The sequence below is a fragment of the Novosphingobium sp. FW305-C-111 genome (genome assembly GCF_058783565.1).
Genome location: NZ_JBYSYP010000001.1, coordinates 340,876 through 356,566 on the forward strand (window position 1 = coordinate 340,876; position 15,691 = coordinate 356,566).

15 protein-coding genes are annotated in these 15,691 nt (G+C 66.3%); 6 read left to right on the forward strand and 9 right to left on the reverse strand.

Annotated features, from left to right (window positions below):
- Positions 1-133 precede the first annotated feature (133 nt).
- The 3 genes from ctrA (at position 134) to AC3WLD_RS01750 (ending at position 1,494) form a co-directional block, all read left to right on the forward strand.
- A complete protein-coding gene (gene ctrA / locus AC3WLD_RS01740) occupies positions 134-829 on the forward strand; it encodes a response regulator transcription factor CtrA (protein ID WP_492555175.1) in 696 nt (231 codons plus the stop codon).
- 142 nt (positions 830-971) lie between these two features.
- Positions 972-1,178, forward strand: a complete 207-nt coding sequence (locus AC3WLD_RS01745) for a hypervirulence associated TUDOR domain-containing protein (protein ID WP_492555176.1) — start codon at positions 972-974, stop codon at positions 1,176-1,178.
- Positions 1,171-1,494: a hypothetical protein gene (locus AC3WLD_RS01750; protein WP_492555177.1), complete on the forward strand. Its 324-nt coding sequence runs from the start codon at positions 1,171-1,173 to the stop codon at positions 1,492-1,494. Before AC3WLD_RS01745 ends, AC3WLD_RS01750 begins: the two co-directional genes overlap by 8 nt.
- 21 nt (positions 1,495-1,515) lie before the next feature.
- On the opposite strand, the gene AC3WLD_RS01755 is transcribed toward AC3WLD_RS01750, so the two are convergent.
- The 3 genes from AC3WLD_RS01755 to pepN form a co-directional block, all read right to left on the reverse strand.
- Positions 1,516-1,791, reverse strand: coding sequence for a hypothetical protein (locus AC3WLD_RS01755; protein WP_492555178.1), 276 nt, complete (start codon positions 1,789-1,791; stop codon positions 1,516-1,518).
- Positions 1,792-1,873: 82 nt separating this feature from the next.
- Positions 1,874-2,635 carry a peptidoglycan editing factor PgeF gene (pgeF, locus tag AC3WLD_RS01760; protein WP_492555179.1) on the reverse strand — a complete coding sequence of 254 codons (762 nt, stop codon included), beginning with the start codon at positions 2,633-2,635 and terminating at the stop codon, positions 1,874-1,876.
- Entirely contained in the window at positions 2,632-5,256 is a 2,625-nt protein-coding gene (gene pepN / locus AC3WLD_RS01765; RefSeq protein ID WP_492555180.1) for an aminopeptidase N, read from the reverse strand. The genes pgeF and pepN overlap by 4 nt, the downstream gene beginning before the upstream one ends.
- A 54-nt stretch (positions 5,257-5,310) precedes the next feature.
- Between pepN and AC3WLD_RS01770 the strand changes: the two genes are divergently transcribed.
- On the forward strand, positions 5,311-6,159 hold the full coding sequence (locus AC3WLD_RS01770) for an SDR family oxidoreductase (protein WP_492555336.1): 849 nt from the start codon (positions 5,311-5,313) through the stop codon (positions 6,157-6,159).
- Here the strand turns inward: AC3WLD_RS01770 and AC3WLD_RS01775 are convergent.
- Positions 6,069-6,986 carry a DMT family transporter gene (locus AC3WLD_RS01775; protein ID WP_492555181.1) on the reverse strand — a complete coding sequence of 306 codons (918 nt, stop codon included), beginning with the start codon at positions 6,984-6,986 and terminating at the stop codon, positions 6,069-6,071. The genes AC3WLD_RS01770 and AC3WLD_RS01775 overlap by 91 nt on opposite strands.
- Complete coding sequence (locus AC3WLD_RS01780; protein ID WP_492555182.1) at positions 6,983-7,999, reverse strand: threonine aldolase family protein; 1,017 nt, start codon at positions 7,997-7,999, stop codon at positions 6,983-6,985. Before AC3WLD_RS01780 ends, AC3WLD_RS01775 begins: the two co-directional genes overlap by 4 nt.
- A gap of 53 nt (positions 8,000-8,052) precedes the next feature.
- Between AC3WLD_RS01780 and AC3WLD_RS01785 the strand changes: the two genes are divergently transcribed.
- On the forward strand, positions 8,053-8,346 hold the full coding sequence (locus tag AC3WLD_RS01785) for a GNAT family N-acetyltransferase (protein ID WP_492555183.1): 294 nt from the start codon (positions 8,053-8,055) through the stop codon (positions 8,344-8,346).
- A 2-nt stretch (positions 8,347-8,348) separates the two neighbouring features.
- Here the strand turns inward: AC3WLD_RS01785 and AC3WLD_RS01790 are convergent, their stop codons facing one another.
- Complete coding sequence (locus tag AC3WLD_RS01790) at positions 8,349-9,086, reverse strand: methyltransferase domain-containing protein (RefSeq protein ID WP_492555184.1); 738 nt, start codon at positions 9,084-9,086, stop codon at positions 8,349-8,351.
- Between the two features lie 294 nt (positions 9,087-9,380).
- Here AC3WLD_RS01790 and AC3WLD_RS01795 point away from each other — a divergent pair, with 294 nt between their 5' ends.
- On the forward strand, positions 9,381-10,814 hold the full coding sequence (locus AC3WLD_RS01795; protein WP_492555185.1) for a glycosyltransferase family 39 protein: 1,434 nt from the start codon (positions 9,381-9,383) through the stop codon (positions 10,812-10,814).
- Between the two features lie 230 nt (positions 10,815-11,044).
- Here the strand turns inward: AC3WLD_RS01795 and rtcA are convergent, their stop codons facing one another.
- The 3 genes from rtcA to AC3WLD_RS01810 form a co-directional block, all read right to left on the reverse strand.
- On the reverse strand, positions 11,045-12,061 hold the full coding sequence (rtcA, locus tag AC3WLD_RS01800) for an RNA 3'-terminal phosphate cyclase (RefSeq protein WP_492555186.1): 1,017 nt from the start codon (positions 12,059-12,061) through the stop codon (positions 11,045-11,047).
- Positions 12,062-12,107: 46 nt separating this feature from the next.
- A complete protein-coding gene (locus AC3WLD_RS01805; RefSeq protein ID WP_492555187.1) occupies positions 12,108-13,334 on the reverse strand; it encodes an RtcB family protein in 1,227 nt (408 codons plus the stop codon).
- 645 nt (positions 13,335-13,979) lie between these two features.
- Positions 13,980-15,527, reverse strand: coding sequence for a vWA domain-containing protein (locus AC3WLD_RS01810; RefSeq protein WP_492555188.1), 1,548 nt, complete (start codon positions 15,525-15,527; stop codon positions 13,980-13,982).
- Positions 15,528-15,691: the final 164 nt, after the last annotated feature.

A 15,691-nucleotide genomic window follows, 5' to 3' on the forward strand; every position in this document is an offset into this window, starting at 1 on the left:
GACGACTCGCCATGAATCAAGCATTTACGAGAAATTAACCTTTCATGTTCATTGGTCCTATGGTTAATGGCGCGCAACACCCCTTGCAGGGGCGTTAATGCCAACTGGGGATTTGGCAGGAAGGGGCTGCTCAATGCGTGTGCTTCTGATCGAGGACGAGCCGACCACCGCTAAGGCGATCGAGCTCATGCTGACCACCGAAGGATTCAACGTCTACCAGACGGACCTCGGCGAAGAGGGCTTGGACCTGGGCAAGCTCTATGACTACGACATCATCCTGCTCGACCTGAACCTGCCCGACATGCACGGGTACGACGTGCTCAAGAAGCTGCGCGTCGCCAAGGTGCAGACCCCGGTGCTGATCCTCTCCGGCATCGCCGAGATGGATTCCAAGGTCCGCAGCTTCGGCTTCGGTGCCGACGACTACGTCACCAAGCCGTTCCACCGCGAAGAGCTGATCGCCCGCATCCATGCCGTGGTGCGCCGCTCGAAGGGCCACTCGCAGTCGGTCATCCGCACCGGCAAGCTTTCGGTCAACCTCGACGCGAAGACGGTCGAGGTCGACAGCGCCCGCGTTCACCTGACCGGCAAGGAATACGCGATGCTGGAGCTGCTTTCGCTCCGCAAGGGCACGACGCTGACCAAGGAAATGTTCCTCAACCACCTCTATGGCGGGATGGACGAACCGGAACTCAAGATCATCGACGTGTTCATCTGCAAGCTGCGCAAGAAGCTCGCGCATGCCTGCGGCGGCGAGAACTACATCGAGACCGTCTGGGGCCGCGGCTATGTCCTGCGCGACCCGGGCGAAGAGGCGCAGGCCGCCTGAGCCTAAGAAGATAGGCCGCCGTCCCCGGACCAGGAAGGCGGCACGGGGGAGCGGCCCGCCGGGAACGGCGGGCCGTTTCGCGTTTCGGGAACCTCGCTCGCAGATGAGCGCTCAACCTGTTGAAATCGAACAGGAGATGAGCATGGCCAAGGACCTTCACGTCGGCGACAAGGTCAGCTGGAGCAGCCACGGCGGCGAGGCGCATGGCAAGGTCGTCAAGAAACTGACGAGCCCGACGACGATCAAGGGTCACAAGGTCGCCGTCTCGAAGGACAACCCCGAGTTCCTCGTCGAGACCGAGGAGGGCAAGCGCGCCGCGCACAAGCCGGACGCGCTGCGCCGTGGCTGACAGCTACAAACCGACCCAGCGCATGGCCGCGGCCGCCCGTCGCGGCTTGCGGCTGCACGACAAGTTCAACCGCGGCGGCACCGAAGTCGGCCTCGCCCGCGCCCGCCAGCTCGCGGCGCAGGACCCGCTGAGCGAGGCCGAGGTCAAGGCGATGCACAGCTTCTTCGCGCGCCACGCGGTCGACAAGCATACCAAAACCCACAAATGGGGCAGCGACAGCGATCCGTCCGCGGGGTTCATCGCGTGGCTGCTGTGGGGCGGCGACGCGGGCAAGTCCTGGGCCGACAGCAAGCGGAAAAAATTCGTCGGTAGTTAGCTGACGATCTCTTACCCGAGGTTATTCGAGATTCATCCGCAGGAACGCCTTGACCCGGCCCCACCGAGAGTTCGCGGATGAAAGACCGCGCTTGTCGAGGATCTGCTCGATCCGAAAGCGAAGGCCTTGGTCAAGGTCGCAGGCGAGCAGATCGCCGAGATACTCGGAACTCGCCTTGCGGAGCAATTCGCCCTCGACCTTGCGACCGAGGTTCGATCGGTAGGCTCGGCGAAATTCAGCGTCGGGCCTGGTCCTGGGCTCGACGTCGAGCAAGTTCGCTGGCTTCTTGACTGACATTGCGACCCCCCTCCCTTGGTCGACAACGTCTCCTAACTAACTTTCCCTAACGAAGTCAAAGATATAAATCATCCGAAAAGGCTCAGAGTCCGATCAGGGAGACCTGCCGGCCATAGCTCGCTTCGCTGCGATGCGTCGCGCGGCGGTACGAGTAAAACCGCTCCGGCTGGCCGTAGGTGTCCTCGCCGAGCTTGCCGACCTGACCGAGCCCCGCCGCTTCCAGCCGCGCCGCGACATAGCCTTCGAGATCGAACCAGGCGTGGCCCTCGCGCCCCAGCTTGAAGAACCGCGCGTTGAACGTCTCGGCGGCGACGAAGTTGGCTTCGAACGCCGCGTCCACCTCATAGCTATCCTGCGCGATGCACGGCCCGACGACCGCAGCGATGTTCTCGCGCCGCGCGCCGAGCGCTTCCATCGCCGCGATGGTGTTGTCGGTGACCCCGCCAATCGCGCCCTTCCACCCGGCATGCGCCGCGCCGATAATCCCGGCCCGCGCATCGTGGAACAGCACTGGCGCGCAATCGGCGGTGAGGATGCCGAGCAGCAGCCCCGGCCGGTCCGTGACCAGCGCGTCGGCCTGGGGCCGGTCGACGTGATCCCACGGCTCGGTCACCGTCAAGCAATCGGGCGAATGAACCTGATAGGCCATGACCATCGCCGCGCCGGTCAGCACCGCCTCGCCTGCGCGGCGGCGGTTCTCAGCGATCAGCGCGGGATCGTCGTCCGAGCCGGTGCCGACGTTGAGCCCCGCCATGGCGCCCGTGCTGACCCCGCCGCGCCGGCCGAGAAAGCCGTGCGGGGCGGTCAGCAGCGGGCTGGTCAGGACTTCGACCGGCTCGCTCATCCGCCGAGGCTGCGCGTCACTTGCTCGCGAGTGTCGCGCGACAGGGTGGGGCAGGCGGCGAGCCGTTCCAGCTCCGCCTTCATCAGGCCGGCGCGGTCCGGTGCCATCTTGCGCCAGCGGCCGAGCGGGGTGACGAATCGGGCGGCGGTGTTGGCGTTGATCGGATCGAGCGCGAGGATGAGATCGGCGATCAGGCGGTAGCCCTCGCCGCCCTCGCGGTGGAACGCCTGCGGGTTGGCCCCGAACGCCATCCACAGCGCGCGAACCCGGTTGGGGTTGGTCATGGTGAAGTCGGCATGCTCGGCCAGCGCCTTGGCGTGTTCCAGCGCCTGCGGGTGGAGCGAACCCGCCTGGAGCGAGAACCACTTGTCGATCACCAGCAGGTTGCCCTCGAAGCGCCGGTAGAAGTCGGCGAGCGCCGCCTCCCGCTCCGGCGAGTCGAGCCCGCACAGCACCATCAGCGCGCCCTGGCGATCGGTCATGTTGTCGGCGGCGTCGTACTGCGCCTTGGCGCGGCGCGCAGCCTCGGCGGGATCGGCCGGGGCAAGATAGACCAGCGCCTGCGTCTTCAGCTTGCGCGCGCCCCGCGCCTCCGCCGAGAGGCTGTAGGGGACCGCGGCGCAGCGGTCGTGCAGCGCCTTCCACTCCGCGCCCAGCTCGCTGCCGAGGAACGCCTTGAGCGCCTCGCGTTCGCGGTGGACCTTCAGCGGCTCGATCACCGCAAGCTGCTCCTGCAGGTAGACCTCGCCCGGAAGAATGACGAGTTCGCCGCGCATCAGGTCGTCGAGCTTGGGATCGGCCAGCACCGCCGCGAACGCCCCGCGGATCGCCTCGCGCCCGGCGGCGCGCGCCGCGTCATCGAGCTCGCCCTTCACCGCGGCGACGAGGTGCTGGACCACCAGCTGCTGCATCGCCTCGTACCGCGCGAACGGATCGTCGTCGTGCGCGGCAAGGAACACGAGGTCCTCCGCCGGGGTCGGGGTGACGATCGCGACTGGGGCGGAGAAGCCGCGGTTGATCGAGACCACCGGCGCGGCGTCGAAGCTCTCGAACACGAAGCTCTGCTCGGCCCGGTCGAGCACGATCAGCTTTTCGCCGCCGTGCGTGCCGGTGGCGCGGTCGAACAGCGCGGTGCGCAGGGGAATGACCATCGGCAGCTTGTCCGGCTGGCCGGGCGTCGGCGGCACGGTCTGGCGCAGGGTCAGGGTGACGGTGCGGGTGTCGGCGTCGTGGACGAGGTCCATCTCGACCTTCGGGGTGCCCGCCTGCTCGTACCAGCGACGGAACTGGGTGAGGTCGAGCCCCGCCCCATCCTCGATCGCCCGCACGAAGTCCTCGCAGGTCGCAGCCTCGCCGTCGTGACGGTCGAAGTAGAGGTCGGTGCCTTTCCGGTAACGTTCAGGGCCGGCAAGGACCGTCATCATGCGGATCACCTCGGCGCCCTTGTTATAAACGGTCGCGGTGTAGAAGTTGCTGATTTCCTGATACGAATCCGGCCGGATCGGGTGCGCGAGCGGGCCCGAATCCTCGGGGAACTGCGCGGCGCGCAAGATCCGCACGTCCTCGATCCGCTTGACCGGGGCGCTCCCTCGGTCGGCGCTGAACTGCTGGTCGCGCAGCACGGTAAAGCCTTCCTTGAGGCTGAGCTGGAACCAGTCGCGGCAGGTCACTCGGTTACCCGACCAGTTGTGGAAATACTCGTGCGCGACCACGCCCTCGACCGCATCGTAGTCGCCGTCGGTGGCGGTTTCCGGATCGGCGAGGATGTAGCGGGTGTTGAAGACGTTGAGGCCCTTGTTCTCCATCGCCCCGGCGTTGAAATCCGAAACGGCGACGATGTTGAACAGGTCGAGGTCGTATTCGCGGCCATAGACGTCCTCGTCCCATTTCATCGAGGCGATCAGGCTGCGCATGGCGTGGTCGGTGCGCTCCTCGTCACCCTTGCGGACATAGATCGCGAGATCGACATGGCGGCCGCCCATGGTGGTGAAGTGATCGCGGTGGGCGACGAGATCGCCGGCGACGAGCGCGAACAGGTACGACGGCTTGGGCCAGGGATCGTGCCATTCGGCCCAGTGGGTGCCGTCGCCATTGTTGCCGCTCGCGCCCGGATTGCCGTTCGACAGCAGGACCGGGAACGCCGCCTTGTCGCCCGTCATCCGCACCGAATAGACCGAGAGCACGTCCGGCCGGTCGGGGAAGAAGGTGATGCGGCGAAAGCCCTCGGCCTCGCACTGGGTGCAGAGCATCCCACCCGAGGCATAGAGCCCGGAAAGCTGGGTGTTCGCCTCTGGGTTGATCACCGTGTCGATGGTGACGGTGTGGGCATCGCCCGCGAGCGGGATCACCAGGTCGCTGCCGTCCATGCGCCAGTCGTTGACCGGCTGCCCGTCGACCTCGAGATGCGCGACCTCGATCCCGTCGCCGTTGAGGCGCATCTCGCCGCCGTCACCCTCCGGATTGCGCCGCACCTGCAGGACCGAACGCACCTTCGTCGCGGTCAGCGACAGCGCGAAGTCGAGCGCGATTTCGGGCACCAGCCAGGCGGGCGGGCGATAGTCGAGCCGCTGGATGACGGTCGGCTGGGCGGGGACCTGCGGGGTCTGGGAAAGATCGTTCATGGCCGCAAGGTAGGCCCGGGTGCGCAAGCCTGCAATTCGCGATATGGGGCGATGATGGCGAGCATGCTGATTTTCGGGATGGGTTACAGCGCAAGCGTGCTGGCGATGCGTCTGAGGGCGATGGGCTGGACCGTGCGCGGCACCGGCAGAGCGGGCGATCTGGACTTCGCCGACGGCGACTCGGTGCTGGAAACGCTGGCGCAGGCGACGCACGTGCTCTCGTCGGTCCCGCCGGAATCCACCGGCTGCGACCCGGTGCTCGATGCCTATGGCGAGGCCATGGGGGGATGCGGCGCGGAGTGGATTGGTTATCTGTCGTCGACCGGGGTCTATGGCGACACCGGCGGGGCGTGGGTCGATGAAAGCGCGCCGATCGGTCTAGGCCGCCGCACCGCGCGGGCCGAGGCGGACCGGGCGTGGCAGGCGCTCGACCCGCGGGTGCGGGTGTTTCGCCTGCCAGGCATCTACGGACCGGGTCGCAGTCCGCTCGATCGGGTTGCGGCAGGCTCGGCACACCGCATCGACCTGCCGGGCCAGGTCTTCAGCCGGGTCCACGTGGACGACATCGCCGGCGGCGTGATCGCTGCGTTCGCCGGACCTGCGGGCGTCTACAACCTCGCCGACGACCTGCCATGCAGCCAGAACACGGTCATCGAGGAAGCCGCGCGCCTGCTCGGTATGGCGCCGCCGCCGCTGCAGACGCTGGCGCAGGCAAACCTGTCCCCGATGGCCCGCGCTTTCTACGCCGAGAACCGCCGCGTCGCGAACGGCAAGACCAGGCGGCTGCTGGGGTGGCAGCCGGCTTGCCCGACTTATCGCGAGGGGTTGCGGGCCTGCAGCGCGACCACCAGCCCGATCATCACCAACACCCCGCCGCCCGCCGCGAGCAGGCTCCAGCGGTAGCCCTCGAACAGTGTCGATAGCAGCATCGCGATCACCGGCACGACCACGCCGTTGTACGCCGCCCGCCCCGCGCCCAGTTCGCGGATCAGCATGAAATAGAGCGGGAAGGTCACCACCGATCCGACGATCGCGAGATACGCGATGCCGCCCAGATAACTCCACCGCATCTCGAATTGCGGCGGGCCGCTCATCGCCCACGAGATCACCGCATCGGCCAGCGTGCCGAACACCATCGCCCAGAAGAGAACACCGAGCATCGGCTGGCGCCGCGCCCGCTCGGTCGCCTGGAGGACGTTGGCGACAGATGCGCTCATGATCCCGCACAGCGTCAGGACCACCCCCAGCACGACCTTCCCTTCGGGCGGGGCGAGGCGGTATTCGTGGACCAGCAGCAAGACGATCCCGCCCAGCGCGATGACCGAACCCCCGATGAAGCCGCGCGTCACCGGCTGGCCGAGCACGGCGCGGGCAAGTAGCGCGTTGGGCACCAGCAGGAGCGCGAACAGCACTGCGACAAGACCGGAGGTGAGATGGACCTCGGCCCGGTAGACGAACTGGAAGTTCATCGCGAACTGGAACACGCCGATGGTGGCGGCAAGGATCATGCCTTCGCGCCCCAGCCGCAGCTGCTCGCCCCGGATCGTTGCCAGCACCGCCATGCCGACCGCCGCGAGCGCGAAGCGCCAGGTCACCGACCAGCCGGGGGGCACGGTCCCCACCTGGTCCTTGATCACCAGCCAGGTCGAGCCCCAGATCAGCGCGACCAGCAGGAACGGCAGCAGGATGCGGGGCGCGAAGAACGAGGCTTCGCCGGGCCGTTCGCTCATAGCGCGCGGATGGCGGCGGCGAGCGCCATGACTTCGCCGGGCGCGCTGTTCCACGCCGTCACCAACCGCGCCGCGCCTTCCGCTCCGGCGGGGGCGGGCCAGTCGTAGAAGTCGAAGCCCTGCTCGCGAAGCCGGTCGGCCTCGATCGGTGCGAGCGTGATGAAAATCTCGTTGGCTTCGACGGGATGCATCAGCCTGTCACCCGCCGCCGCAGAGATTTCCTGCGCGGCGGCGTTGGCGGCGCGGGCGTTGTCGAGCCACAGCCCGCCCTCGATCATCGCCAGGACCTGCGCCGCAAGGAACCGGCCCTTCGACTGGAGATGCCCGGCACGCTTGCGGCGGTAACGGGTCGTGTCGGCCAGTTCGGCATCGAAGAACACCAGCGCCTCGGCGTTCATCCCGCCATTCTTGACGCAGCCGAACGAAAGCGCTGACACGCCGGCACGGTGCGTCACTTCGCCCGGCTCGCAGCCAAGGAACGCGACCGCGTTGGCGAAACGCGCGCCGTCCATGTGCAGGCCCATCCCCTGCTCGCGCGCAAAGTCCCCCAGCGCCGCAACTTCAGCCGGCGCATAGACGCGCCCGTACTCGGTCGCCTGGGTGATCGAGATCGCCTGCGGGAACACCTGGTGGACGTCGCGGCGGATCGGCGCAATCCGGGCAGCAAGGCATTCGGGCGTCAGCTTTGCGCCCTCGCCCTCGACCGTGAGCAGGCTTGCGCCGTGGGTGAAGAACCCCGGCGCGCCGCCTTCATCGACCGCGATGTGTGCTTCTTCATGACACAGCACGCCGCGGTGCGGTTCGACCATCGCGGCGAGCGCGAGGCAGTTGGCCGCAGTCCCGGTGGCGACCCACAGCGCGGCGCATTCGGTGCCGAACAGGGCCGAAAACGCCTCGTCCAGTCGCTGCGACAGGGCGTCGCCATCGTACGCCGAGTCGGGCGAATCGGCGGCGCGCAGGGCGTCCCAGACCTTCGGATGCACGGCGGCGGCGTTGTCGGAGAAAAATTTCATCGGAAACCGCCTCTAGGGTGCCTACGTTGACGGTCAAGATCGAGGAGCATCCGATGAGCGAGACCGTCACCATCACCCACCACGACCAGGGCGCACGCGGCGAGTACCACGCCCGCGTCGAAGGCAGCGAGGCGACAGGCCGGCTGACCTATGCCCGGCACGGGGACGTCCTGGTGGCCGACCACACGCTCGTCCCGACCGAGATCGGCGGGCGAGGCGTGGCGGCGAAGCTGGTCGATGCCCTGATTGCGGACGCCCGGACCAACGGCTGGAAGATCGAGCCGCAGTGCAGCTATGTCGCCGCCGCTTTCCAGCGCCACCCGGAGTGGGCGGACCTGCGCGCCTGAGATCAGGCGGCTTTCGTCGCCCGGAAGATCTTCTCGCCATGCGACAGGCCGTGCCGCGGGGTATCGCGCGGGCCAGCGGTGTATTCGGCAAGCTCGAGCCCGGATGCGACGATCCGCTGACGGACGTCCCGCCCATAGTAGCGGACGTGGTCGTACTGCCCGAAGTAAAGTTCCCGCTCCGCTTCGGCCGTGATCGAGGGGTCCTCGAAGGTGTCGTCCCAGCCCTCGATCAGCGGCACCAGCAGGACGGCATAGCCGCCGGGCCGAAGGATCCGCCGCATCTCCGCGAGGGCTTTCGCATCATCGACATGTTCGAGCACGTGACTGCAGACGATGCGGTCCACTGACCCGGCAGGCAGATCGATCGCTTCGAGATTGAGGACCAGGTCGCCCACGCCCGGCGTGAGGTCGGCCGAGCGGTAAGAGGCCGGGCTATCCTCCGTCACCATGAGCCGGACAATTCCTTCGGGCGCGAAATGGATCACGTCGCACCCGGCGAACGAAAGGAACCCGCGCTGCATGGCCAGCGCGAACAGGCGGTGCCGCTCCTTGCTCTCGCACGAAGGGCAATTGGCCCCGAGCCGCGCACGCAGGCCAAAGCTGTCGAACTTGCCGGTGAAACCGCAGCAGGGGCAGGTGGTGTCAGGGAGCTGGTTGTAGGATTCGATCGTGCGCCACGCATGCTCGCGCGCAGGGGGCGAGCGCAACGCCGACAAAAGCCTGAGTCCTCGCCCGAACATCGGTGATCTCTCCCCCGAGTTGCATTGCGATCCTTTTACGGGAAAATTGCCCTGAGTGGCGGGGTGTTGCTTCGGATTTGGTGCGACTTGCCTGCTTCCGAACCTTGCAACCGAATTGGACAGAAACGGCCCCGCCTTGGGGAAAGGCCATGATAAGGCTTAGTGGAGCATCAGGGGGCTCATGCAATGGATGACCGTTCCGTACAGCCAGCCAGACATGCGCCAGGCAGACGATGGGGCGGTGTCGCAATCTTTGTGGCTTGCCTACTCTTGGCGGGGATTTTGCGAGCCCGGTTGATTGGCTTCGGCCTCCCCTTCGTCTATCATCCGGACGAGCCGACCAACCTTAACGTTATTTCCATGATGGTCCGCAATGCGGACGCAAATCCGCATTTCTTCAACTATCCGTCGCTGTTCCTGTACCTCAACGTGCCCGGCCAGGTGCTGGTCCAGTCGCTCCACGGCGCGCTGCCACCGATCGTCATGCAATCGATGGCGAACGGCATCGCCCCCGTACCCGACGCGTTCGTGGCGGCCCGGCTGACCACTCTAGCTTTCGGTCTTGGCATCCTGCCGGTGCTTTGGCTGTGGGGACGGAGGGAGGGCCTCTCCACCGTAACGCTGGGGATCATCGGGCTGCTGTTTGCGCTCAGCCCGTTGCTGCTGCTTCACTCCACTTACGCCACGCCCGATGTCTTCGCGGCGTTTTTCACGGCTGCCGCGCTGTCGTTCACCGGCCGGATCGTGGCCGAGGGGCGCTCGCGGGACATCGCGTTCGCGGCTGTCGCAGCAGGCTTGGCCGCATCGGCGAAGTACAACGCCGGCTTCGCCCTTGCTGCGGTCGCGTTGGCGGTCCTTCTGCACGGTCTTGGCTGGCGGGTCGTCATGCGCGGCTGGCTGATCGCAGGGGTCGCGGCAGCGATCGCCTTTGCCCTGACCAGCCCGTTCGTCTTCCTTGACCCGGTGAGCGCCTGGCGCGACATCTCGTCAGAGCTTCGCCATTACCGCCACGGACATCCCGGCTCTCAAGGTCTCGCCCTGATTCCGAACCTCGGGGTGCTGGCCAGCGAGTTCGGGCCGCTGCTGCTGCTGGTGCCGCTGTCGGTTCTGCCACGTTCACCGAACGTCCGGCTGAATCTCCCGGCCTTGGCCTACGTCGTCGGATACTTTGGCCTGGTTTCGGCGCAGAAAGTCTTTGCCGAGCGAAACCTGCTACCGCTGTTCCCGCCGATTCTGTTTCTGGCCGGAAGCGGGTGCGACGCCGTCGCGCGGTGGCTGTCCATACGACGGGGACCGCGCTGGCTTGCGCCCATCGCCGCCATGGCGTTGTTCGCGGGCCAGGCAGCGGCGACCATGCGCAACCAGATCGAATATCGCGCCGATCCCAGGTCCGAAGCGCGCGACTGGCTCGATGGCGTCCTGCCTCGCGACGGATCGACTGTTCTGATCGAGAGCTACGTTCCCTATGTTCAGCCGCAAGGCCGCGACGTTCGCTCGCTCTGGCTGATCCTCGGCGCGTCATCGGCTGAGCGCGCCGGTGCGGACTGGCTGGTCTTCTCGCAGGAGGGCTCAGGGCGATTTCTGCGCAATGGCGACCGCGCGATGGGAACCGACATGGCGACCCTGCGCGCGGCGGCTTGTGGCTATCGACTATTTCCAGAAGATTCAGCGCAGCCCGACATCTGGGTCCTGCAAATGCGCTGCGCTGCGAAGGGAAATGGTGCGTGACGCAGTATGCCGCGCACCAGTCTCACCATTCAGGTTCCCTGTTAAAGCGATTTGCCAAATTCTGAACCCGCCGATCCGGTGGGAAAATGGCAGTTTCAGGCCGTTCGGCGCGTGTCAGGCTTAGAAAGCGCGACGCTCATCAGGGAATTGCAGGAACCCGGAACAGGGAACTCCGAGAGGTCGGAACAGCGAATGCTTGGCCTCACGCGGCCTGAGGCGGGCTCGTCTGTTTATCCTACCGTGAGCAAGTGGTCACCGCCCACCCGCCGGATCATCTCTATCCGCCGACCGGTGAAGCGCTGGGCGATGTCGATAGCAGTCAACGTGTGCTGGCTCGGCTTTACGGTCGTCAGGCTTCCGCCGCCAGCTAACGCAAAGGGCAGAACCAACTGGTCCGCAAGATACGGTCCGGCGAAAGCCGAGGCTTCGATGTAGCCGTTCATACGCGCTGCTGAGGACTTTGCCAGTCGTTCCGCTGGGACACCGAGCTGGCCAAAACCGCTGACGACCTCCGAAACATTGGCGTAATGCGCCTCGAGCATCAGGATCACGCCCGGCCCCTGATCGGCGGGTAACTCGCGCACCGCGAAGGCATCGTCGGGCCAGCCGGCGAGGTCGCGCCTTGCCCTTGCGAGCATGCGCTCGGCGATTTCGCGCGGCAGGCCCGAGTATAGCACCTGTCCTGAAACGCCGAGTGAACCGCCGCGCCCAAGGCATTTGATCGGCGTGATCGATGCCGGCTGGATGTCGACCTCGATCCGTCCGCCGCCGCGCGGGTAAAACCCATGCCGGACGATGCGCGCGTTAACGGTCGGCCCCATGCGGTTGATTATCGGTAGGAAGCTGCGTTCGATGAAGTCGAACGGTGGCGCCATCAAGTTGTGCGTGCCGCCCTCCAGCACCAGCCGCGAGGGCTCGCCCGCCAGCACCAGCGGCATCAGCACGGTCTGGAGGACCAGCCCGGTCGAGCCGGCTGTGCCCACGGCGAAATGGTATTCGCCGGGTTCGACACGCCCGGGCCGGAAGGTCAGCTCGGTCGAGCCGACCATCAGCCCGGAGCACTCCGACCCGGAAATGACGCAGGCGGCCTCCACGGCCGTGACATGCTGGCGCATGAGGCCGGGCTTGGGGCGGCGCCCGCGGATGTTGGTGATCCGGAAAGGCTCGCCGGTTACGAGCGACAGCGCGCAGGAATTGCGCACCATCTGCCCGCCGCCTTCGCCTTCGGATCCGTCGATGGTGATCATTGTAGTGTCAGTCGATAAAGAGGGCCGACGGCCTGCGCAAAGAGGATCACCCCTTCACGCAGACCACCTGCTTCAGTGTGTGGACAATCTCCACCAGATCGGCCTGGGCGGCCATTACGGCTTCGATCGGCTTGTAGGCGCGTGGCGTCTCGTCGATCACGCCCGCGTCCTTGCGGCATGCGACGCCTTCCGTGTCGCGGATGTGCTCGTCGAGCGTCACCTGGCGTTTGGCCTCGGTGCGCGACATGATCCGTCCCGCGCCGTGGCTGCAGCTGTCGAAGCTCTCCGGGTTGCCCAGCCCGCGCACGATGAAGCTTTTCGCCCCCATCGAGCCCGGGATGATCCCCAGCACGCCCTTGGCCGCGCGCACCGCCCCCTTGCGGGTGACGAGCACGTTTTCGCCGAAGTGGTTCTCCCGCGTCACGTAGTTGTGATGGCAGTTCACCGCCTCGAGTTCGGCATCGAAGGGCTTCGCGATTGACGAACGCAGCGCGGCGATGACGTTGGTCATCATCATGCGCCGGTTGAGCGCCGCGAAGTCCTGCGCCCAGCCGACCGCCTCGACATAGTCGTCGAAGTGATCGGTTCCTTCGGGGAAGTAGGCGAGATCCTCGTCAGGCAGGTTGATGTGCCACTTGCGCATGTCCTGCTTGGCGAGTTCGATGAAGAACGTGCCGATCGCATTGCCCACCCCGCGTGAACCGGAATGCAGCATGATCCAGACCCGCGCCTCCTGATCGAGGCACAGCTCGATGAAGTGGTTGCCGGTCCCGAGCGTCCCCAGATGCACGAGGTTGTTCGTGTTCTTCAGGCGCGGATGCTTGTCGCACAGCCGATCGAAGCGGGCCGCGAGCGTGGCCCACGCCGTCACGATCCCCTCGGGCGGAGAGCCCCACGAGCCGTTGTCGCGCTTGCCCCGTCCGACCGACCGGCCATGCGGAACCGCCTGCTCGATCGCGGAGCGGATCCCTTCGAGGCTGTCGGGCAGGTCGTGCGCCATCAGCGAGGTGCGCGCGGCCATCATCCCGCAGCCGATGTCGACGCCGACTGCTGCCGGGATCACCGCGCCCCTGGTCGGGATCACCGAGCCGACAGTCGCCCCGATCCCGACATGCACGTCGGGCATGGCGGCAACGTGCCTGAACACGAACGGCATCTGCGCCGCGCGCGCAAGCTGGTCGCGCGCCTTGTCGTCGACCGGCACGCCGCGCGTCCACATCTTGATCGGCACGCCGCCCTCGACGTGCTGGAATTCGAAACTCGTATCGGCCACGGGTGACCTCCTTAAACATGTCCTGGAACTGGCGACGAGGTATGGCGAGACGTTTTTCCTGAGCTACTCCGGATTGCTCCGGGGATGGCTTCGAACCACCGACCTCCCGCCACAAGGGCGGGCGCTCCAACCATGTATTCCCGCCGGCATTCGCCAGCATTGATCGGTTTCACGGCGACGAGGTGTGGGAAAGACATTGCCCGCAAGGGGCGCCGCTCTGACCGCTAAGCTACGGGCCCGCAGCTGGTGGACCCGGCGGGATTCGAACCCGCGCCTGCATCGTGGGAAGATGTAGTCCTTACCCGGCATTCGCCGTGAATGGGTGTGCCGTGGCGACAAGGGATGGCGAGACGCGGTCCTTAAGCTACATGGCAAGGCGGGATTCGAACCCGCATCTCCCCCGCACCATTGCCGGCGCAGGGACGCTTTACTCGTCGGACCATCTCGTGGTGCCAATGTAGTCCCGCCGGCATTCGCCACGGCAATTCCTGAAGTTCGTTGAAGGGTCACGGCGACGATGGTTGGACAGGACACGCCCGAAGGCGCCATTGCTCTATCCTCTGAGCTACCCGGCCTTGCGGCAGGGGCAGGATTTGAACCTGCCACAGATGTAGTCCCGTCCGGCATTCGCCGTGACCCTTCCTTTCATACCTCCGTATTTTCAACGATCTCGACCCAGTCACGCGACTGCCCCGAGGCAAACCGCGCCACCGCGTCGAACACCGCGTCGGTGAAGCCACCGACATTCATGATATCCGCCCGGTCCTTGGCCTGCGTCGAGCCATATGGCTGGATGTCGATGCAGATCAGCTTCGCGCCCGGATTGCGGGCCTTCAGCCTGTTCCACTCGTACATCGTCGCCGTGGCCCCGTACCGGTAGGGATCGACCCAGCTCTCGTTGTCCGAGACGATCACCACCGTATCGACCCGCGCGCGCTCCTTGTTGAGCAGCGCGAGCGGAGCCGAGACATTGGTCCCGCCGCCACCCACCCCGGCCAGCTTTGCCGCATTCACGGCAATACGGGCGTTGGCGTCGAGCTTGAGCTTGACCACGTCCACCTCGAACGGGATCACCCGGGCGTTGCGGTTCTGGCGCAGCACGGCGGCCGAAACCAGCGCCGCGATGTCGATGCAGCGCACCTTCGAGCTGGCCCCCTTGCGGTAGCCCGTCGCCGGCGCGCTCATCGAGCCCGAGACGTCGGGGCAGACCACGACCTGGCCTTCCAGCTTCGGCACACCAGCCAGCGATGCCTCCAGCGCGCTTTCGAGCGCGGCCTGCACCGCGAGCGGTACACCGTCACCCACCCGGCCCATTGCCACCATCAGCTGATATGGCATCGGACGAACGCGGGCGATCGTCTGCTGGTCAGCCAGCCGGGCCGCGACCGCTTCGGTGACTCCCTCCACCGCGAACGCGCCATTGCGCGCCAGCGTGTTGAGGTTCATCCGCAGCGCCTGCCAGCCCATGCGGGTGGCAAGCTGTCCCCACTGCTCAGGCGAGAGCGGGAATGCCGTCAGCCATTCGAACGGCACCTGGGGCAGTTCGCCCGCGGGCGAACGCTTCCAGGCCTCGAAATCCGCGATCTCGGCGGGTAGTGCCGCGACATCGTAGGGCTTGCCGATCAGCCAGCCATAGAAGGCGCGCCGCTCGGCATTGGCCGGGGCCGGGTGGACCATCTTGACCACGTCCGCCAGACTCGGGTCGTTACCCGTGGCCGCCTGCATCAGCTGCGCCACCGATGCCTGCTCCAGCCATTCGCGGACCAGCCGCTTCGGCCGAGAACCGAGCGAGGCACGCCCGACCTGCCCCGAACGCATGATCTGCACGAAGGTGCGCAGCATGCGCCCGTTATCGATCACGCGCTTGAACACGCGGATTGAAAGGTCGGGATCGGCCATCGTCAGGTAAGCCGCCAGCAAGGCCGGCATATCCTTCATCGCGCCAGACTGGCGGGCATAGACCGCGCACTTGGCGACCCATTCGGAATCAACGTCCTTGGCTGCCAGCTCGACATCGGCAAACTGGGTCTCGGCGGTGGCATAGAAGCCGTCGGACAGCGTGCCGGTTGCGGCAAGCTGGGCCAACCTGGCTTCGGGCCCATAGGCATAGGCGGACCCACCCGCCTGGTTGACCGTGTCGGCGCGCGGCAGGAACCGAGAAAGGGCCGATGCGAATAGGTTCTTGTTGGCCATCGTCCAACTCCTCGAAATCCTCGGACCTTGGAGGCGGCCGGCCCATTCCGGCCGCCTCTTGGTACCGCTTGTGCCGGGCTGTTCGACCGACCCGACACAAGACCGATTGCAGAGGGCATGCCAGTTTGCCCGCCAGCCCCGGATGTTTCTTATAAAATAATGAA